Below are 18,565 nucleotides of genomic sequence, written 5' to 3'. Positions count from 1 at the left end.
CACGGGGTGCCCAATGATGGATATCACATTGCAAGGACGTGTCGAGCCCAGAGCCTGTGCCGCAGCGTCTATCAGAATATCCACAAGGAGACACATCATGGCTTCTCAACGAGGAGAGTCGCTCGGAACTGCGACGCCGCGGCGCAAGGGACTGGACAAGTCCCACTACCTGTACATCGCCGTCATCGCGGCAGTTATCCTGGGCGCACTGGTGGGCCTGCTGTTCCCGGAGGTCGCCAAGAACCTCAAGCCGCTGGGCGACGGGTTCATCAAGCTCATCAAGATGATGATCGCGCCGGTCATCTTCTGCACTATCGTCCTGGGCATCGGTTCCATCGCCAAGGCGGCTACCGTGGGCAAGGTGGGCGGCCTGGCGCTGGGTTACTTCGTCATCATGTCCACCTTCGCCTTGGCCATCGGCCTGGTGGTCGGCAACCTGATCCACCCCGGTGAGGGCCTGAAGCTCACGCCCTACGATCCCAACAAGAAGGCAGCTACGGACAGCACCGTCGACTTCCTGCTTGGCATCATCCCCAGCGACATCCCCGTGCTGCCCACCCTGCTGGCGGCAATCCTGGTGGGCTTCGCACTGCAAAAGATGGGCCCCCAGGGCGCTCCGATCCTGAAGGCCATCGGCCACGGCCAGGCCCTGGTGTTCCGCATCCTCATCATGATCATGTGGCTCGCTCCGGTCGGCGCCTTCGGTGCCATCGCCGCCGTCGTGGGCGCCACCGGCGTCCAGGCCATCGTGAGCATGTTCACCCTGATGGTGGCGTTCTACATCACCTGTGCGCTGTTCATCGTCGTGATCCTCGGCGGGCTCCTCCAGGTGGTGGCCGGCGTCAACATCTTCAAGCTCATGAAGTACCTGGCCCGCGAATACCTCCTCATCTTCTCCACGTCCTCCTCCGAGGCTGCGCTCCCGCGGCTGATCGCCAAGATGGAACACCTGGGCGTGTCCAAGCCCGTCGTCGGCGTCACCGTTCCCACCGGATACTCCTTCAACCTTGACGGAACAGCCATCTACCTGACCATGGCGTCCCTCTTCGTTGCCAACGCCATGGGTACCCCGCTGGACCTCGGCGCCCAGATCTCCTTGCTGATCTTCATGATCATTGCGTCCAAGGGCGCCGCCGGCGTGACCGGCGCCGGGCTGGCCACCCTCGCCGCTGGCCTGCAGGCACACCGTCCCGAGCTGCTCGGCGGCGTGGGAATGATCGTCGGCATCGACCGCTTCATGTCCGAAGCCCGTGCGCTGACCAACTTCACCGGCAACGCCGTCGCCACCGTCCTGATCGGCACCTGGGTCAAGGAGATCGACGGCGGCCAGGTCACCCGCGTCCTCTCCGGCGAGGCCCCGTTCGATGAGCAGACCATGATCGCCGGGCATGGCGAAATGGCACCAAAGGAAGAAGGCGCCCGCGAGGTCGCCAAGGCCTGACCGTCACCTGCGGCAACGCCCGAAACCGCCCCTGCAGCCCCCGCTGCAGGGGCGGTTTTGTTGTATTCAACCCACAACCTTCGACCTCAACTAGAGGGTCAAGGCTCAACATTCGCGGAAAGTCAAGTTCCGTCGAATGCCGTGTCGGGCGCTGTAACCTAAGGATCAGAACGAACGGCGCTGGCGAGCCAGCGGCAGGAAATCACCGTCATCGAAAGTGTGGACAGATACGTGAGCAGCGAACAGGGTTCAGCAACTCTGGAGGGCACGGAATTCGACCTGGAAAACGCGGTGATGGGCCCCACCGGGCGCCCATACCGGGAGTTCCCGGAACCCGCGCCGCTGTCCTCCCACGGCCCGGCCCGCGTCATTGCCATGGTCAACCAGAAGGGCGGCGTCGGGAAGACGACCTCCACCATCAACCTCGCCGCAGCGCTCGCGGAATACGGCCGCCGCGTCCTTCTGGTGGACTTTGACCCCCAGGGCGCGCTCTCGGCTGGCCTGGGCGTCAATCCGCACGAGCTTGACCTCACCGTCTACAACGTCCTGATGGACCGCAAGGTGGACATCCGCGACGCCATCCACCAGACCGGCGTTGAGAACGTCGACCTCCTGCCGGCCAACATCGACCTCTCCGCCGCGGAAGTCCAGTTGGTCAACGAAGTGGCACGCGAGCAGGTCCTGGACCGTGCGCTCAAGAAAGTCGAAGACGATTACGACGTCGTCCTCATCGACTGCCAGCCGTCCCTCGGCCTCCTGACTGTCAACGCCCTCACGGCAGCGCACGGTGTCATCATTCCGCTGATCTGCGAGTTCTTTGCGCTCCGCGCGGTGGCGCTCCTGGTCGAAACCATCGACAAAGTCCAGGACCGGTTGAACCCGCGCCTGCAGGTGGACGGCGTGCTGGCCACCATGTACGACGCCCGCACCCTGCACAGCCGGGAGGTCATTACCCGCCTGGTGGAGGCCTTCGGCGACAAAGTCTTCGAGACCGTCATCAAGCGCTCCATCAAGTTCGCCGACGCCACCGTCGCCGCCGAACCCATCACCAGCTACGCGGGGAACCACGTGGGGGCTGACGCCTACCGCAGGCTGGCCAAGGAACTGATCGCCCGCGGCGGCGCACCGTAACCAACGCCGTGGCCGAATCAAAGCCCGGCTTCGAGGTGCGGCTGGCCAACTTCACCGGCCCTTTCGATCTCCTCCTGGGCCTCATTGCCAAGCACCAGCTGGACATCACCGAGGTGGCCATCGCCACGGTGACGGATGAGTTCATCAAGTACATCCGGAAACTCCAGGAGCTCGGCGAAGAATGGGCGCTGGATGAGGCAAGCGAATTCCTGGTGATTGCCGCGACGCTTCTTGACCTGAAGGCGGCACGGCTCCTCCCCGCCGGCGAGGTCGAGGATGACGAAGACATCGCCCTCCTCGAAGCGAGGGACCTGCTCTTCGCCCGGTTGCTCCAGTACAAGGCCTTCAAGCACGTGGCCGGAATCCTGGGCGAGACCCTGCACCAGGAGGGCCGGCGCTTCCCGCGGCAGGTGGCACTGGAGGAGCAGTTCGCGGCGATGCTTCCCGAACTCGTCTGGAAGCACACGCCTGAACAATTCGCCGCCCTGGCCGGGGCCGCACTGCGGCCCAAGGCCCCGGCGCAGCCGCCGCAGGTGGCCCTTGGCCACCTCCACGGGGGCAACGTCAGCGTCAAGGAGCAGGCCGAGATGCTGGGCCTGCGCCTGCAACGGCAGTCCCCGCTGACCTTCCGCTCCCTGATCGCCGATGCCGGGTCAACCCTGGTGGTGGTCGCCCGGTTCCTGGCGCTGTTGGAGCTGTTCCGGGACAAGGCGGTCTCGTTCGACCAGCTGTCCCCGCTGGCAGAGCTGGCGATCCACTGGACAGCCGATGGCCGGGACTGGTCGGCCGAGCATCTCAGCGAAGAATACGAGGAACAACTGTGAACCTGGAACCGCAACAACCGGAGCCGGGGGCGGACTTTGGGGATGACCACGACCCCGACGGGCTTCCGGGGGGCGCCAAGGCCGCCCTTGAGGCCGTCTTGATGGTCCTGGACGAGCCGGCTACGGAGGATGAGCTCGCCGCGGGGGTTGGCCTCACGCCCGCCACGGTGCGCTCCCTGCTGGAAGAACTTCAACGCGAGTATGACGGCTATACTGTTAACGCCCCGGATATGGAGAATGCCAGCCACGCTGGCTTTGGCTCCAGGCCCCGGGGTTTTGAATTGCGGAACATCGCCGGTGGCTGGCGGATCTACTCCCGCGCCGAATTTGCCGACATCGTGGGCAAGTACGTGCTCGACGGGCAGACCACCAGGCTCACCCAGGCGGCATTGGAAACACTGGCTGTCATCGCGTACCGCCAACCCGTTTCACGGGCCAGGGTGTCTGCAATTCGCGGAGTCAATGTTGATTCTGTCGTACGGACACTCGCCCAGCGCGGGCTGATCGAGGACGCGGGAACCGATCCCGAGTCCGGCGCAATCCTTTACCGGACCACCTCCTATTTCCTTGAACGGATGGGAATCGGTTCAGTGGAGGAGTTGCCCCACCTGTCGCCGCACCTACCGGGTCTCGATGGGATCGCAGAGTTCTACGACGCCGACATGATGTAGGCAGGGCACTCCCTGTCCGCATCAATTCACTTACCAGGGCAGACGAAGTCTGCACGGCTGGCTAGGGTTGTCCTTGGACATCTCTGCGGGCCAAAACATCGAAGGACGGGTCATGACACAGGCGGGACGCCAGGGTTCACCACGTAACGGATCAGGACGCGGCGGGAGCGACCGCAACGCGTCACAGCGCGGGAATTCACCCCAGCGCGGCAACCAGGGCGGAGGCTCCCGGGGCGGCGCGGCAAAGCGTTCGTCCGCCTTCGGCGGCGACCGCCCGCAGCGGGCGCCGAAGCCGCGCGAGGAGCGCTTCATCGACCCCGACCTTGCCGGGGACCAGCAAGGACGCCCAGCAGGAGGCTCCAAGCCGGCGGCGCCGTTGTCGCGCAAGCCCGCTGCCCGCAAACCGGGATCCAAGAAGGCACCCGGAACTCCCGGCGCACCCAAGACCAAATCGCGCACGGGTGCACCCGGCGCTGCTGCGTCCCGCGCCTTCGGCAGCGAACGCTTCGGCCAGAACCTTGGCCCGGTCCGCAAACCTGCCCGCAGGAAGGGCCCCCGCGGCAACGTTCCCCAGTCCGAACTCCACGATGCCGACGGCGTCCGCCTCCAGAAGGTGATGGCGTCGGCTGGTGTGGCGTCGCGGCGTGTCTGCGAAGAGATGATCGCGGAGGGCCGCGTGGAAGTGGACGGCCAGGTGGTCACCGAGCTTGGTGTCCGCGTCGATCCCAAGACCGCCGTCATCCACGTCGACGGCCTGCGGATCCAGCTGGACGAAAACTTGGTCTACATGGTGTTCAACAAGCCCAAGGGCGTGGTGTCCACCATGGAGGACCCGGAGGGCCGCCCCTGCATCAGCGATTTCCTCAAGAACAACAAGAACACCGGCGAACGCCTCTTCCACGTGGGCCGGCTGGACGTCGCCACCGAGGGGCTGCTGCTGCTGACCAACGACGGCGAGCTCGCCAACCGGCTGACCCACCCCTCCTACGAGGTACCCAAGACCTACCTGGTCCAGGTGCGCGGGCCGTTCCCGCAGGGTGTCGGTGCCCAGCTGAAGGCCGGCGTCGAGCTTGAGGACGGCTTTGCCAGCGTCGATTCCTTCCGGCTGGTGGACTCCACGCCCGGCCACGTGCTGATCGAGGTTGTGCTCCACTCCGGCAAGAACCGGATTGTGCGCCGCCTCTTCGACGCTGTCGGGTTCCCGGTCCAGCGGCTTGTCCGCGTCAAGGTGGGCCCCATTGGGCTCGGAGACCAGCGCCAGGGCAGCATCCGTAACCTGGGCAAGCAGGAAGTCGGCCACCTGCTGGCATCCGTAGGGCTCTGATCCATGTCCGCGTTCAAAAGCCACGGCCGCGGCCACCTGGACGGGCCTGTGGTGGTCATTGGCGCCGGACTGCTGGGTGCCAGCATCGGGCTGGGCCTGCGTGGGCGCGGCGTAGCGGTGTTCCTGTCCGACCCCTCACCCACCAACCAGGCGGTGGCGGTGGATATCGGGGCGGGCCGCCCGCTGTCCGAGCTCGGCAGCGGAAAAGCCCAGCTCGTCGTGGTTGCCGCCCCGCCGGACGTTACGGCCGACGTCGTCTGCCAGGCGCTCTCCGACTACCCTGACGCCGTGGTCGTGGACATTGCCAGTGTCAAGGCGGACATCCTTGCCCGGCTCCGGAGCCTGGGCGCCGACCTTTCACGGTATGTGGGCACCCATCCCATGGCCGGAAGGGAAAAGTCCGGTCCGGTAGCCGCCCGCGGCGAGCTGTTCACTTCCATGCCGTGGGTGCTCTGCCCGTCGGAGGAAACCTCGGACCACGCTTTGCAGGTGGCCCGCTCGCTTGCCTCGGACCTGGGAGCCGTCGTCTCGCAGTTCACGGCGGAAGAGCACGATGAAGCCGTCGCCCTGGTGTCGCACCTGCCCCAGGTCATGTCTTCGCTGCTGGCGAGCAGGCTGCAGGGCACGCCGCTGCATGCCCTGTCCCTGGCGGGGAACGGCCTGCGAGACGTCACCAGGATCGCCGCCAGCGATCCCACCCTGTGGGTTCAAATCCTTGGCGGCAACGCGGCCAAGGTCGTAGAGATCCTTTATGGCGTCCGCGAGGACCTGAACCGGCTCATCGGAACCTTGGAGCAGCCCACTGCACCGGGTGCCCGCCTGGACCTTGCCCAGCTCATCAGTGAGGGCAACGCCGGGCAGGCGCGGATTCCCGGCAAGCACGGCGGGCCACCACAGGCGTATTCCTGGCTGACGGTGCTGGTGGATGACAAACCGGGCCAGATCGCGCAGCTGCTCACCGAGATCGGTGAAATCGGCGTGAACGTCGAAGATCTTCGGCTGGATCATTCATCCGGACAAAACGTCGGCATGGTGGAATTGTCAGTGTTGCCGAACAAGCACGACCACCTGATCGAAGCCCTCAACGACCGCGGATGGCGGGTACTTCAGTAATGACACAGGAACTTCTCGAAACCATGCGCGCGCTGCGCATCGGCCGGCCCCTGGTGGTCGCCATCGACGGGCCGTCCGGCTCCGGCAAATCCAGCGTGAGCAAGGAGGTCGCCCGCCGGCTCCGTCTTGCCTACCTGGACACCGGTGCCATGTACCGTGCCCTGACCTGGTACTGCGTGAGCGAGGGCATCGACCTGGCGGACACCCCTGCCGTGGAGCAGGCGTCCCGCGACTTTGTGCTGGAATTGAGCACCAGCCCGCAGGAGGAATACGTGCGGGTAGGCGGCGTGGACGTTACTGACGCCATCCGTGAGCCCGCGATCTCCTCGGCCGTCAGCGCCGTCGCCACCACGCTCGGCGCCCGGACCGAACTGATCCGCCGGCAGCGGGACCTGATCGAAAAGCACCACCGCCGCATGGTGGTGGAAGGCCGGGACATCACTACCGTCGTCGCGCCCGGCGCCGAAGTGCGCATGCTCCTCACCGCCAGCGAGGAAGCCCGGCTGCGCCGGCGCGGCATCCAACTGGGCGGCACCCAGAACGCCGAGCAACTTGCCGCCCAGGTCACGCACCGGGATGCCAAGGACTCAACCGTGGTCAACTTCACGCAGGCGGCGGACGGCGTGGTCACCCTGGACTCCTCGGACTTGGACTTCGAGCAGACGGTGGACGCCGCGCTCGTGATCGTCATCAAGGTGCTCAACCGTGACTGACGCCGGAGCCGGCCTGCCGTCCGGTTTGACCACGGTATGGAGCAGGCCCGTGGGCTGGGTGCTGGACCATGTGGTCTACCGGACCTCCGTGACCGGCAGGAGCAACGTCCCCACCGGCGGTCCCGTCATCTTTGCGGCCAACCACATCAGCTTCCTGGACGGGCCGGTGATGTTCGGCGCGGCCCCACGGCCCATGCACATCCTGGTGAAGCAGGAGATGTTCAAAGGCTTCCTGGGCCGGGTGCTCACCGCCTCCGGACAACTTCCTGTGGACCGCCGGGGGGACAGGGGTGCGCTGCAGCGCTGCAAGGCCGTGCTCGACGCCGGACGCTGCGTTGGGATTCTCCCCGAGGGAACGCGGGGGAGCGGGGCAGCAGAAGACATCAACGGCGGCGTGGCGTGGCTGGCCCTGAACACCGGCGCGCCGGTGGTTCCGGTGGCCATCCTCGGGACCCGCCAGGGAGCCGAACACCTGGATTCGGTTCCGCGGCCCGGGCGGCGTTTCCACGTCAGCTTCGGGACAGCCCTTACCCTGGCCCGCCGGGCCGGCGAAAGCGGGCGTGCTTCAATGGACAGGGCGGCGCAGGAAATCCGCGCGGCCCTGGCGGGGCATGTCCAGGACACCATCACCATCAGCGGGCAGCCCTTGCCTTTCGCTGATCACCAAGACCTGACAGCAGTAGCCGGGGACGCCGGCAGATGACCACTAAGGACAGTGCAATGAGCGACACCACCCAGACTTCCGGGCATTCCGGTGCCGGCGATGACGAATACGTACCCTCCGGCAGCGACCAGGTCGCCGAACGGCTGGCGGCAATAGACGACGACGAAGCAGAGCTGCGTGCCGCCTCCCTCCGGGCCGGCCTTGAGGACTACGACCTCGACGAGGACGACGCCGCCCTGCTCAGCGGAGACTACGGCGACGAAGACCTTGAGGGTCCCCTTAAGCTGGATCCGGTCCTGGCCATTATCGGCCGCCCGAACGTGGGCAAGTCCACGCTGGTGAACCGGATCCTGGGCCGGCGTGAGGCCGTGGTGGAGGACACCCCCGGCGTCACCCGGGACCGCGTCATGTACTCGGCGAACTGGAACGGCCGCAACTTTACTTTGGTGGACACCGGCGGATGGGAACATGACGCCCGCGGCATCCACGCCCGCGTGGCCGAGCAGGCCGAGATGGCCGTGGAACTTGCCGACGCCGTCCTCTTCGTGGTGGACTCCGCCGTCGGAGCCACCGCCACGGACGAAGGCGTCATGAAGATGCTTCGCCGCAGCAAGAAGCCGGTCATCATGGTGGCCAACAAGGTGGACGACTTCGCCCAGGAAGCGGACAGCGCCGCACTGTGGGGCCTCGGCTTCGGCCAACCGTACCCGGTATCAGCGCTGCACGGCCGCGGCGTGGCAGACCTCCTGGACCACGTCATGGACATCCTCCCCGAGTTCTCCACCGTCGAGGGCGTGGAACGATCCGGCGGTCCCCGCCGGATCGCCCTGATCGGCCGTCCCAACGTGGGCAAGTCCTCCCTGCTGAACAAGCTCGCCGGATCCGAACGCGTGGTGGTGGACAACACCGCCGGCACCACCCGTGACCCCGTGGACGAATTCATCGAACTCGGCGGCCGCACGTGGCGCTTCGTGGACACCGCCGGTATCCGCCGCCGCCAGCACATGGCCCAGGGTGCGGACTACTATGCTTCCCTGCGGACGCAGGCCGCCCTCGAAAAGGCGGAGGTCGCCGTCGTACTCCTGGCGGTGGACGAGGTCCTCAGTGAACAGGACGTCCGTATCCTGCAGCTGGCCATCGAGTCCGGACGCGCGTTGGTGCTGGCCTTCAACAAGTGGGACCTGCTCGACGACGAACGCCGCCGCTACCTCGAGAGGGAAATCGAGCAGGACCTTGCCCACGTCGAATGGGCTCCGCGGGTCAACATCTCCGCCAAGACCGGATGGCACAAAGACCGCCTGGTTCCGGCCCTGGACCTGGCCCTGGAGAACTGGGACCGGCGCATCCCCACCGGGCGCCTCAATGCCTTCCTCGGCGAACTCGTGGCCGCGCACCCGCACCCGGTCCGTGGCGGCAAGCAGCCGCGCATCCTCTTCGGTACCCAGGCCTCCAGCCGGCCGCCGAAGTTCGTCTTGTTCACCACCGGCTTCCTGGACCCCGGTTACCGCCGGTTCATCACCCGGCGGCTGCGGGAAACCTTCGGCTTTGAAGGTACTCCCATCGAGGTGAGCATGCGCGTGCGTGAGAAGCGCGGCCGCAAGCGTTAATTGCGACACACCTTGGGGCTGATCGCCGGAAAGTGTCACTGGCACCCCTCCGGATCGTGTAAGCTCTTCTAGGTGGTTCGGCCGGACTGCTGATGGAAATCCTTGGAGGAATCCTTGGATCCGGGTCAGCGGAGAACGGCGGAACCAGCGGGCTGTAGCGCAGCTTGGTAGCGCACTTGACTGGGGGTCAAGGGGTCGCAGGTTCAAATCCTGTCAGCCCGACCAAAAAGCGGAAAGCGCCGGAGATCATCTCCGGCGCTTTCCGCTTTTTTGGCGTTCCCGGCCGTTCCCGGTCCGGCCGGATGCCTGGTTCCGGGACTGCCTATTTCAAGAACTTCGACGTCCTCCGGTCCGCCAGGATCTTGCCCTTGGTCTGGCACGTGGGGCAGTACTGCAGCGCCGTGTCCGCGAACGACACTTCACGCACGGTGTCGCCGCACACGGGGCAGGGCTGGCCGGCGCGGGCGTGCACCCGCATGTGGCTTCGCTTGACGTCCTTGAGGTCTTTGGGCGGCTTGCCGCGGGCTTCCACCAGCGCCTGGCCCAACACGCTGTGGATGGCGTCGTAGAGCACCTGGACCGTCTCCCGGTCCAGGGACTTGGCGATGGCGAACGGAGAGATCCGCGCGGCGTGCAGGATTTCGTCGCTGTAGGCATTGCCGATGCCGGCAATGACGCTTTGGCTGCGCAGCAGCCCCTTGATCTGCTGCGAACTGCCCTGCAGGATCTCCGCCAGCATGCCGGCGTCGAACGCCTCCGTGAACGGATCGGGACCCAGCGCCGCAATTCCCGGCACATCCTGCGGATCGCGCACCACATAGACCGCCAGGCTTTTCTTGGTGCCCGCTTCGGTCAGGTCCAGGCCCCGCGGGCCGTCCGGACCGGCAAAGGTGCACCTGACGGCGATCAGGCCCTTGCCCATTCGAAGCTGGCTGTCGGCGGGGGAGCCGGTGAAGCGCACCCACCCCGCTCGCGCCAGGTGGAATACCAGCGACACGCCCGCAGTGTCGATGCTGATGAATTTGCCGAACCGCCGGACCCCGGAGACCAGCTGTCCCTCAAGGGCGCTGAAGGGCGGGTCGGCGGTTTTGAGGACGGCGAAGGACACGATCTGCAACCTTGAGATCGTGCACCCGCGCAGCTGCTCGTCCAGGAACGTGGCCAGGCCGGCCACTTCGGGCAGTTCCGGCATGGCTTACCCGCCCCGCCGCAGGGATGCTGCACCAGTGCTTGCACTCATGGGTCCCATCTTGTCAGAAACCCCGGTGCCCGCCCCGGCAGTTGTGCCTATACTTTCAGCGGCGGCCCGATTTCCGGGCCCCTCGTGACCTTGGCGCGCACCCCGATGAAAGGCCCCCCATGAGCAACATTCCCGAAGACCTGTCCTACACCGCCGAACATGAGTGGGTTACGGCCCCCAATGCCGACGGCGTGGTCCGCGTGGGAATCACCGACTTCGCCCAGGACGCGCTTGGCGACGTCGTCTACGCCCAGATGCCCGAAGTCGGCACGAAGATTACGGCGAACGAAGTGGTGGGCGAGGTCGAGTCCACCAAGAGCGTGAGCGACATCTACGCACCCGTTTCCGGCGAAGTCGTGGCGCGCAACGACTCCCTGGACAGCGATTCCGCCCTGATCAACACCGATCCCTACGGTGATGGCTGGCTGATCGAGGTCAAACTGGCCGAACCTGACGCCGTCGAGTCGCTGCTCAGTGCATCGGAGTACGAACAACAGGTAGGCTAAAGCTAACCGGTTAATCCGGTCCGGCCCCGCGTCGCAGGCAGGACGTCTTCGCACGTCAGTGGCCGGATCGGGCGCCGGCGCCGGACCTGCCGGGCAGGGCCGGTGAGCAATCGTCGGTTGCGGGCCAAGGCCCTGCACATCTAAGAGGAGGAATCCATGGCTGGCCACAGACACAACCCTGCCGATGGGGATTACGGCACGGGTGCGGCTAAGGCGTCGGAGACCACCTCGATCCATCTCACGCCGGTCACCGATGAGCCCACCATCGCCCCGAAGCTTTCTTCGGACGAGCGCAATTCCGTGGAGGCCCTGCCTGCCGGTTCCGCGCTGCTGGTAGCGCACAGCGGCCCGAACGCCGGTGCCCGGTTCCTCCTGGATTCGGACGTGACCACCGCCGGCCGCCACCCGGATGCGGATATCTTCCTGGACGATGTCACGGTCTCGCGCCGGCACGTCGAATTCCGCCGCACCGCTCGCAGCTTCGAAGTCGTGGACAAGAACAGCCTCAATGGCACCTACGTCAACCACGACCGGGTGGACAGCGTGGAGCTCAAGTCCGGCAGCGAAGTCCAGATCGGCAAGTTCCGCCTCACCTTCTACCTGAGCCCTGCCACGGCTGCAGGCCGCAGCTGACCCGGGGACCACTGCCTGTGGCAATGGCACAACCGGAACGCCGGGGCCCCCAGGTCCTGAATATCGGCGAGGTCCTCGCCCAGCTCAGCGCTGACTTCCCGGGCATGACGGCGTCGAAAATCCGTTTCCTTGAGGAAAAGGGCCTGATCAATCCGCGCCGCACACCTGCCGGCTACCGCCAGTACTCCGACGGCGACGTCGAACGCCTGCGGTTCGTGCTGGCCCTGCAGCGCGACCAGTACCTGCCCCTGAAGGTCATCAAGGACTACCTTGACGCAATCGACAGGGGAGAGCGGCCGGAAAACCTGCCCCCCGGCGTCGTGGTGTCCCCGCGTATTGTCTCGGACGAACTTGCCGCCGAGTTGCAGAACCGGGGCAGGAAACTGAGCGAGGAGCAGCTTCGGACCGAATCCGGAGCCAGTGTCCCCCTGCTGCAGTCCCTGCTGAGCTTCGGCCTCATCAGCCACAGCAACGGCCAGTTCGATGAGCATGCCCTCCAGGTTGCCCGCGCGTGCGTGCAGCTGGAAAGCCATGGGCTCGAGCCGCGCCACCTTCGCCCCTTCCAGGCGGCGGCCGAGAGGGAATTCGGCCTCGTGGAACGTGCCGTCGCGCCGCTGGCCTCGCGCAAGGACTCGGCATCGCAGGCACGCGCGGCCGAGGCCGCCCGCGAGATCAGCGATCTTTGCCTCACCCTGCACCGGGCCCTGGTGCAAGACCACATCTCACGCATGGACATCTGATGATTGAAGTAGAGATCGTAGGCGTTCGCATCGAATTGCCGTCCAACCAGCCGCTGGTCCTGCTCAAGGAGATGCACGGCGAACGCCACGTGCCCATCTGGATCGGCACCCCCGAGGCCAGTGCCATTGCGCTCGCCCAGCAGGGTGTTGTCCCGCCCCGGCCCATGACGCACGATCTCCTGGTGGACGTGGTGGAGTCGCTGGGGCACTCCGTGGTCAGCGTCAACATCGTGGCCGTGGAAGACAACATTTTCTATGGCCAGCTGCAGTTCGAGAACGGCACCACGGTCAGCTCCCGGGCCTCCGACGCCCTGGCCATCGCGCTGCGGGCCAAGTGCCGGATCTGGTGTGCCGATTCGGTCATGGACGAGGCCGGAGTGCGCATCACGGAACATGATGAGGGGGAGGACACCGAGCCGGGCCCCACGGTGGACGAAGAACGCGAAATGCGCCGGTTCCGCGAGTTCCTTGACGACGTGGAGCCCGAGGATTTCGACGGCTAAGGTCACGTTAAGGTTAAAGTTGAGGCTGAAAGTTTCGACACGCCTCTTTCAACCCCCCAACGTCTTTGACCTGGGGACCTGCCGGGCCTAACGTCGAAGTATCAAGTTCCCTTGCTTACGGCAGCCGCGCAAGTCACACTGGAAAGTGCGCCCCGCGACAATTACACGCATGGTCTTCATGCCGAAGCTGCCTTAGAGAGTTCCTGGGAGCGTACGACAAGGAGGATCCAGGTGAGTCCCAAAGGCGAAGCAGGCGGGCTGAAACAGCCCACAGCTGGTGTTGCTGTGCCCGTGAGCGGTGCCCAGGGCCTCCTGTTCACCGAGGACCTTCCGGTACTGGATGAGGACGCAGGCTACCGCGGCCCCACTGCCTGCAAAGCCGCAGGCATCACTTACCGGCAGCTCGACTACTGGGCGAGGACCGGTTTGGTTGAACCCGCCGTCCGCGGTGCCGCCGGCTCCGGCTCACAACGGCTGTACGGCTTCCGGGACATCCTGGTCCTCAAAGTGGTCAAGCGCCTCCTGGATACCGGGGTCTCCCTGCAGCAGATCCGGACCGCCGTCGAACACCTCCGGGAGCGCGGCGTCGAGGACCTGGCACAGATTACGCTCATGAGCGACGGTGCAAGCGTCTACGAGTGCACGTCCGCGGATGAGGTCATAGACCTCGTCCAGGGTGGCCAGGGAGTCTTTGGCATCGCCGTTGGCCGTGTCTGGCGGGAAGTGGAAGGCAGCCTCGCGTCGCTGCCCAGCGAACATGCCGCGGAGCAATCCTTTCCCGACGACGAACTGAGCAAGCGCCGTGCGGCGCGGAAGATCAGCTGACACCCGTTCCAATATTTAAGGGCCACCCTCCGGACGGAGGGTGGCCCTTAATTATTGGAACGGGTCCTAGCGGGTACGGCTCCGCAGGCCGGCGCCTGCGGCCATGAGGTTGGCCAGGAGGTCGTCAAACAATGCCGCCGCGGACTTGGCCGAATCGCCGGGCCAGTGATGCACGGGGTGGGCCGCACCCTGGATCTGCTGCCAATTGGCCTGCTCCGGGATCCTCGGGCTCAGCAGGAGTTCGCCGAACATGGACTCCATCTCCGCCAGCCGGTAGGTGTGCTCGGAGGAACCCGTGCGGACCCGGTTGGCCACGATGCCGGCAGGCGAAAGATTGGGGGCGAACTCCTGGCGGAACAGCTGGATGGCGCGCATGGTGCGTTCCGTGCCTGCCACCGAGAAGAGGCCGGGCTCGGCGACCAGGGCCACCTTGTCGCTGGCGGCCCATGCCATGCGGGTCAGCCCGTTGAGGGACGGCGGGCAGTCGATCAGGACCAGCTGGTAGTCCCCGGCGCCGGCAAGTACGGCCGACAGCCTGCGGAGGTCGCGGCGGCCAAGGTCCGGCCGATCGTAGATGCCCGTGTAGGCGGAGCCGACGGCGACGTCCAGGACGGCGGGCCCGGAACCGTTGGCCGGGACGCGGTCAGCCCAGTTGCTTCGCACCACGTTCTCGGCCATCTTTGCCCGGCGGGGGCTCTTCAGCATCCTGCCGATGTCCAGATGGTCTCCGGGCTGGAGTCCCAGTGCCGTGGTGGCGTCGGCGTGCGGATCCAGGTCCACCACCAGTGTGCGAATTCCGGCGGCCAGCGCCGCAGACGCCAATCCTGTGGTGACGGAAGTCTTGCCGACTCCACCCTTAAGGCTGCTGATGCTGACTACTTGCACTTGAGAGACCAAAACCTAACGCCGGATGCCGTGTTGGGGGTAATGTTTGCCTCGGCAGAGCCGAAGCCGGACGGTCCTGCCGCCCTACTCATCATATGTTGATGCGTCGGCGAATCCTGTTTTATCGGGCGTCGGCATGGCACCGACTGTGCTGCCGGGGCGGTTTCCGCCAGCCACGCTGAAAGCGTTCGGGACATGACGGGGAAATCTGTGATGGTGGCCACAAAGATTTGTGTTTGTCCTTGTAGGTCCTAGACACTGTGACCACTCATTCGATCCACCCCGCAATGATGCAGGAGAAGTATGTTTTCCAAAGTTCTGGTGGCCAACCGCGGTGAAATCGCGATCAGGGCCTTCCGCGCCGGCTATGAGCTGGGTGCCAAGACCGTTGCCGTTTTTCCGCAGGAGGACCGAAACTCGATCCATCGCCAGAAAGCGGACGAGGCCTACCTGATCGGCGAGGAAGGACACCCTGTCCGGGCCTACCTGGACGTGGCTGAGGTGGTCCGGGTTGCCAAGGAGTCGGGCGCGGACGCGATTTACCCGGGTTATGGCTTCCTCTCCGAGAACCCTGAGCTTGCCCGCGCGGCGAAGGCCGCCGGCATCACCTTCGTTGGTCCGCCTGCGGAAGTGCTGGAGCTTGCCGGCAACAAGGTGGCGGCCCTCAAGGCTGCCCGCGAGGCCGGTGTCCCCGTACTGAAGTCCAGCGAGCCCTCCAGGGACCTGGACGAGCTGCTGGCGGCCGCCGACGAGATCGGATTTCCCATCTTCGCAAAGGCTGTAGCGGGCGGCGGCGGCCGCGGCATGCGCCGGGTGGACACCCGCGACGCCCTGCCTGAGGCCCTGAAGTCCGCCATGCGCGAGGCGGACGCGGCCTTCGGTGACCCCACCATGTTCCTGGAGCAGGCCGTCCTGCGCCCACGCCACATCGAGGTGCAGATCCTTGCCGACGCAGAGGGCAATGTCATGCACCTCTTCGAGCGCGACTGCTCCATCCAGCGGCGGCACCAGAAGGTCATCGAGATCGCTCCCGCCCCCAACCTCGATGAGGGAATCCGGCAGGCCCTCTACCGGGACGCCGTGAAATTCGCCAAGGCCCTGAACTACGTCAACGCGGGCACGGTCGAATTCCTGGTGGACACCGAGGGTGAGCGGGCCGGCCAGCACGTCTTCATCGAAATGAACCCTCGCATCCAGGTGGAGCACACCGTCACCGAGGAAGTCACGGACGTGGACCTGGTCCAGGCCCAGATGCGGATCGCCTCCGGCGAGACCCTGGCCGACCTAGGACTGTCCCAGGACACCGTTAAACTCCGCGGCGCCGCCTTGCAGAGCCGCATCACCACCGAGGATCCCGCCAATGGTTTCCGGCCCGACGTCGGAAAGATCACCGGCTACCGCTCGGCCGGCGGCGCCGGCGTGCGGCTCGACGGCGGCACTGTGTACTCCGGTGCCGAGATCAGCCCCCACTTCGACTCCATGCTGGTCAAGCTCACCTGCCGCGGCCGGGACTACCCGTCAGCGGTGGCCCGTGCCCGCCGTGCCCTGGCCGAGTTCCGCATCCGCGGTGTCTCCACGAACATTCCCTTCCTCCAGGCCGTCCTGGACGACCCCGATTTCATCGCAGGCGATGTCGCCACCAACTTCATCGACCAGCGCCCTGAACTGCTCAAGGCCCGTGTGTCGGCCGACCGTGGCACCAAGCTCCTGACGTGGCTGGCCGAGGTCACCGTCAACAAGCCCAACGGCGAGCTGACCGTGCACTCCAACCCCGCCGACAAGCTGCCGGACGTCAAGGGCAAGGAGGCGGCAGCGGGTTCGCGCCAGAGGCTCCTTGAGCTGGGCCCGGAGGGCTTCGCCAAGGCATTGCGCGAGCAGACCGCCGTGGCGGTCACGGACACCACGTTCCGCGACGCACACCAGTCCCTGCTGGCCACCCGCGTCCGCACCCGCGACCTCGTTGCCGCCGGGCCCGCCGTCACGGCGTTGCTCCCGCAGCTGCTGTCCGTTGAGGCGTGGGGCGGCGCAACCTACGATGTCGCCCTCCGCTTCCTCGGTGAGGACCCCTGGGACCGGCTCGCCGCGCTGCGCAAGGCGATGCCGAACGTGTGCATCCAGATGCTCCTTCGCGGCCGCAATACGGTTGGCTACACGCCGTACCCCGAAGAAGTGACGGAGGCCTTCGTGAACGAGGCCGCCGCCACCGGCATCGACATCTTCCGTATCTTTGACGCCTTGAACGACGTCAGCCAGATGGCCCCGGCCATCCGGGCGGTCCGCGCCACCGGCACCGCCGTCGCCGAAGTGGCGCTCTGCTACACCGGCGACATGCTGGACCCGGAAGAGAAGCTGTACACCCTTGACTACTACTTGGAGCTGGCGCAGAAGATCGTGGACGCCGGCGCCCATATCCTGGCCATCAAGGACATGGCGGGCCTGCTCCGCCCTGCGGCCGCGGCAAAGCTCGTGGCCGCCTTGCGGGAACGGTTCGACCTGCCCGTCCACCTGCACACGCACGACACGGCGGGCGGCCAGCTGGCCACCCTGCTCGCCGCCATCGACGCCGGTGTGGACGCCGTGGATGTCGCAGCGGCATCGCTGGCCGGCACCACCAGCCAGCCCTCGGCGTCGGCCCTTGTAGCGGCCCTGGCCCACACGCCGCGCGACACCGGCATCAGCCTGGACGCGGTCAGCTCGCTGGAACCGTACTGGGAAGCGGTGCGCCGCGTGTATGCCCCGTTCGAGTCCGGCCTGCCGGGCCCCACCGGCCGCGTATACAAGCACGAAATCCCCGGCGGCCAGTTGTCCAACCTCCGCCAGCAGGCCACGGCATTGGGCCTGGGGGAGCGCTTCGAAGCGATCGAGGACATGTACACGGCCGCGGACCGGATCCTGGGCCACTTGGTGAAGGTGACGCCGTCCTCGAAGGTGGTGGGTGACCTCGCGCTCCACTTGGTGGGCCTCAACGCCGATCCCGCGGATTTTGAAGCGAATCCACAGAATTACGACATCCCCGACTCCGTCATCGGTTTCCTGTCCGGCGAGCTCGGTGATCCTCCGGGAGGCTGGCCCGAGCCCTTCCGCACCAAGGCCCTGCAGGGCAGGAGCGTAAAGGTCCGCGATGTCGAGCTCAGCGCCGAGGACAGCGCGGCCCTGAAGTCCGATTCGAAGACCCGCCAGCACACGCTGAACCGGTTGCTTTTCGACGGACCCACCAAGGACTACCTCAAGAGCGTGGACACGTACGGCAACATCTCCGTGCTGGATACCCGGGACTACCTCTACGGACTCCAGCGCGGCACCGAGCACGAAATCCAGCTGGAACGCGGCGTCCGCCTCATCGCCTCCCTGGAAGCCGTCTCGGAGCCGGACGAGAAGGGCATGCGCACCGTCATGTGCACCCTCAACGGCCAGTCCCGGCCGGTCGTGGTGCGAGACCGTTCCGTGGTCAGCAACGTCAAGGCGGCCGAGAAAGCCGATCCCGGCCAGCCGGGCCAGGTGGCTGCACCCTTCGCCGGCGCCGTCACTGTCACCGTCAAGCCCGGCGACACCGTCAAGCCCGGAGACACCGTGGCAACGATCGAAGCGATGAAGATGGAAGCTTCCATCACGACGCCGGTAGCCGGCAAGGTGGCCAGGCTCGCCATCTCCGCCGTCGAGCAGGTCCAGGGCGGGGATCTGCTGCTGGTGATCGAGGAGTAGACGGGCCACAGCCAGGTAAACGAAGGGGGCCTCCCGGCTACGG

At 66.1% G+C, this 18,565-nt stretch carries 16 protein-coding genes, 1 tRNA gene and 1 pseudogene; 16 read left to right on the top strand and 2 right to left on the bottom strand.

Annotated elements, in window-relative coordinates; all coding sequences use genetic code 11:
• Window positions 1-97: 97 nt before the first annotated feature.
• The 10 genes and pseudogenes from AC4EEO_RS11590 (at window position 98) to AC4EEO_RS11545 (ending at window position 9,713) form a co-directional block, all read left to right on the top strand.
• Entirely contained in the window at window positions 98-1,441 is a 1,344-nt protein-coding gene (locus tag AC4EEO_RS11590; RefSeq protein ID WP_109864344.1) for a cation:dicarboxylate symporter family transporter, read from the top strand.
• A gap of 231 nt (window positions 1,442-1,672) precedes the next feature.
• Window positions 1,673-2,572, top strand: coding sequence for a ParA family protein (locus AC4EEO_RS11585; protein WP_018763515.1), 900 nt, complete (start codon window positions 1,673-1,675; stop codon window positions 2,570-2,572).
• Between the two features lie 8 nt (window positions 2,573-2,580).
• Window positions 2,581-3,396 carry a segregation and condensation protein A gene (locus tag AC4EEO_RS11580; protein WP_133832205.1) on the top strand — a complete coding sequence of 272 codons (816 nt, stop codon included), beginning with the start codon at window positions 2,581-2,583 and terminating at the stop codon, window positions 3,394-3,396.
• Window positions 3,397-3,398: 2 nt separating this feature from the next.
• Window positions 3,399-4,067, top strand: coding sequence for an SMC-Scp complex subunit ScpB (gene scpB / locus AC4EEO_RS11575; RefSeq protein WP_491340419.1), 669 nt, complete (start codon window positions 3,399-3,401; stop codon window positions 4,065-4,067).
• A gap of 112 nt (window positions 4,068-4,179) precedes the next feature.
• A complete protein-coding gene (locus AC4EEO_RS11570) occupies window positions 4,180-5,391 on the top strand; it encodes a pseudouridine synthase (RefSeq protein ID WP_491338882.1) in 1,212 nt (403 codons plus the stop codon).
• Between the two features lie 3 nt (window positions 5,392-5,394).
• Entirely contained in the window at window positions 5,395-6,504 is a 1,110-nt protein-coding gene (locus tag AC4EEO_RS11565) for a prephenate dehydrogenase (protein WP_018763519.1), read from the top strand.
• Window positions 6,504-7,217: a (d)CMP kinase gene (cmk, locus tag AC4EEO_RS11560; protein WP_109864341.1), complete on the top strand. Its 714-nt coding sequence runs from the start codon at window positions 6,504-6,506 to the stop codon at window positions 7,215-7,217. Before AC4EEO_RS11565 ends, cmk begins: the two co-directional genes overlap by 1 nt.
• A pseudogene (locus AC4EEO_RS11555) lies at window positions 7,210-7,927 on the top strand (lysophospholipid acyltransferase family protein). Before cmk ends, AC4EEO_RS11555 begins: the two are co-directional and overlap by 8 nt.
• A 10-nt stretch (window positions 7,928-7,937) precedes the next feature.
• Window positions 7,938-9,488 carry a ribosome biogenesis GTPase Der gene (der, locus tag AC4EEO_RS11550; RefSeq protein ID WP_018763522.1) on the top strand — a complete coding sequence of 517 codons (1,551 nt, stop codon included), beginning with the start codon at window positions 7,938-7,940 and terminating at the stop codon, window positions 9,486-9,488.
• A gap of 148 nt (window positions 9,489-9,636) precedes the next feature.
• Window positions 9,637-9,713, top strand: a tRNA-Pro gene (locus tag AC4EEO_RS11545).
• A gap of 97 nt (window positions 9,714-9,810) precedes the next feature.
• On the opposite strand, the gene AC4EEO_RS11540 is transcribed toward AC4EEO_RS11545, so the two are convergent.
• Window positions 9,811-10,680 carry an Fpg/Nei family DNA glycosylase gene (locus AC4EEO_RS11540; RefSeq protein ID WP_491338881.1) on the bottom strand — a complete coding sequence of 290 codons (870 nt, stop codon included), beginning with the start codon at window positions 10,678-10,680 and terminating at the stop codon, window positions 9,811-9,813.
• Window positions 10,681-10,847: 167 nt separating this feature from the next.
• Here AC4EEO_RS11540 and gcvH point away from each other — a divergent pair, with 167 nt between their 5' ends.
• The 5 genes from gcvH (at window position 10,848) to AC4EEO_RS11515 (ending at window position 13,935) form a co-directional block, all read left to right on the top strand.
• On the top strand, window positions 10,848-11,234 hold the full coding sequence (gene gcvH, locus AC4EEO_RS11535; protein WP_018763524.1) for a glycine cleavage system protein GcvH: 387 nt from the start codon (window positions 10,848-10,850) through the stop codon (window positions 11,232-11,234).
• A gap of 156 nt (window positions 11,235-11,390) precedes the next feature.
• Entirely contained in the window at window positions 11,391-11,867 is a 477-nt protein-coding gene (locus tag AC4EEO_RS11530; RefSeq protein ID WP_018763525.1) for an FHA domain-containing protein, read from the top strand.
• A gap of 23 nt (window positions 11,868-11,890) precedes the next feature.
• Window positions 11,891-12,607, top strand: coding sequence for a transcriptional regulator FtsR (gene ftsR, locus AC4EEO_RS11525; protein ID WP_018763526.1), 717 nt, complete (start codon window positions 11,891-11,893; stop codon window positions 12,605-12,607).
• Window positions 12,607-13,110 (top strand): bifunctional nuclease family protein, encoded by a 504-nt coding sequence (locus tag AC4EEO_RS11520; protein WP_018763527.1) that lies wholly within the window; start codon window positions 12,607-12,609, stop codon window positions 13,108-13,110. Before ftsR ends, AC4EEO_RS11520 begins: the two co-directional genes overlap by 1 nt.
• 231 nt (window positions 13,111-13,341) lie before the next feature.
• Window positions 13,342-13,935, top strand: a complete 594-nt coding sequence (locus tag AC4EEO_RS11515) for a MerR family transcriptional regulator (protein WP_018763528.1) — start codon at window positions 13,342-13,344, stop codon at window positions 13,933-13,935.
• Between the two features lie 66 nt (window positions 13,936-14,001).
• Here AC4EEO_RS11515 and AC4EEO_RS11510 read toward each other — a convergent pair whose 3' ends face one another.
• The gene (locus AC4EEO_RS11510) at window positions 14,002-14,820 is read right to left on the bottom strand and encodes a ParA family protein (RefSeq protein ID WP_491338880.1); all 819 of its coding nucleotides are present in this window, start codon (window positions 14,818-14,820) and stop codon (window positions 14,002-14,004) included.
• Window positions 14,821-15,123: 303 nt separating this feature from the next.
• Between AC4EEO_RS11510 and AC4EEO_RS11505 the strand changes: the two genes are divergently transcribed.
• A complete protein-coding gene (locus tag AC4EEO_RS11505; RefSeq protein WP_491338879.1) occupies window positions 15,124-18,522 on the top strand; it encodes a pyruvate carboxylase in 3,399 nt (1,132 codons plus the stop codon).
• Window positions 18,523-18,565 lie beyond the last annotated feature (43 nt).

The organism is Pseudarthrobacter sp. MOO13 (assembly GCF_058267655.1).
This window is presented reverse-complemented; position numbering and strand designations above follow the sequence as displayed.

Bases quoted from the DNA above. Each gene is read 5' to 3' on its own strand.
- AC4EEO_RS11590 (WP_109864344.1), top strand. From the start codon at position 98: ATGGCTTCTCAACGAGGAGAGTCGCTCGGAACTGCGACGCCGCGGCGC.
- AC4EEO_RS11570 (WP_491338882.1), top strand. From the start codon at position 4,180: ATGACACAGGCGGGACGCCAGGGTTCACCACGTAACGGATCAGGACGC.
- AC4EEO_RS11565 (WP_018763519.1), top strand. From the start codon at position 5,395: ATGTCCGCGTTCAAAAGCCACGGCCGCGGCCACCTGGACGGGCCTGTG.
- cmk (WP_109864341.1), top strand. From the start codon at position 6,504: ATGACACAGGAACTTCTCGAAACCATGCGCGCGCTGCGCATCGGCCGG.
- der (WP_018763522.1), top strand. From the start codon at position 7,938: ATGAGCGACACCACCCAGACTTCCGGGCATTCCGGTGCCGGCGATGAC.
- AC4EEO_RS11540 (WP_491338881.1), bottom strand. From the start codon at position 10,680: ATGCCGGAACTGCCCGAAGTGGCCGGCCTGGCCACGTTCCTGGACGAG.
- gcvH (WP_018763524.1), top strand. From the start codon at position 10,848: ATGAGCAACATTCCCGAAGACCTGTCCTACACCGCCGAACATGAGTGG.
- AC4EEO_RS11530 (WP_018763525.1), top strand. From the start codon at position 11,391: ATGGCTGGCCACAGACACAACCCTGCCGATGGGGATTACGGCACGGGT.
- ftsR (WP_018763526.1), top strand. From the start codon at position 11,891: ATGGCACAACCGGAACGCCGGGGCCCCCAGGTCCTGAATATCGGCGAG.
- AC4EEO_RS11520 (WP_018763527.1), top strand. From the start codon at position 12,607: ATGATTGAAGTAGAGATCGTAGGCGTTCGCATCGAATTGCCGTCCAAC.
- AC4EEO_RS11505 (WP_491338879.1), top strand. From the start codon at position 15,124: ATGTTTTCCAAAGTTCTGGTGGCCAACCGCGGTGAAATCGCGATCAGG.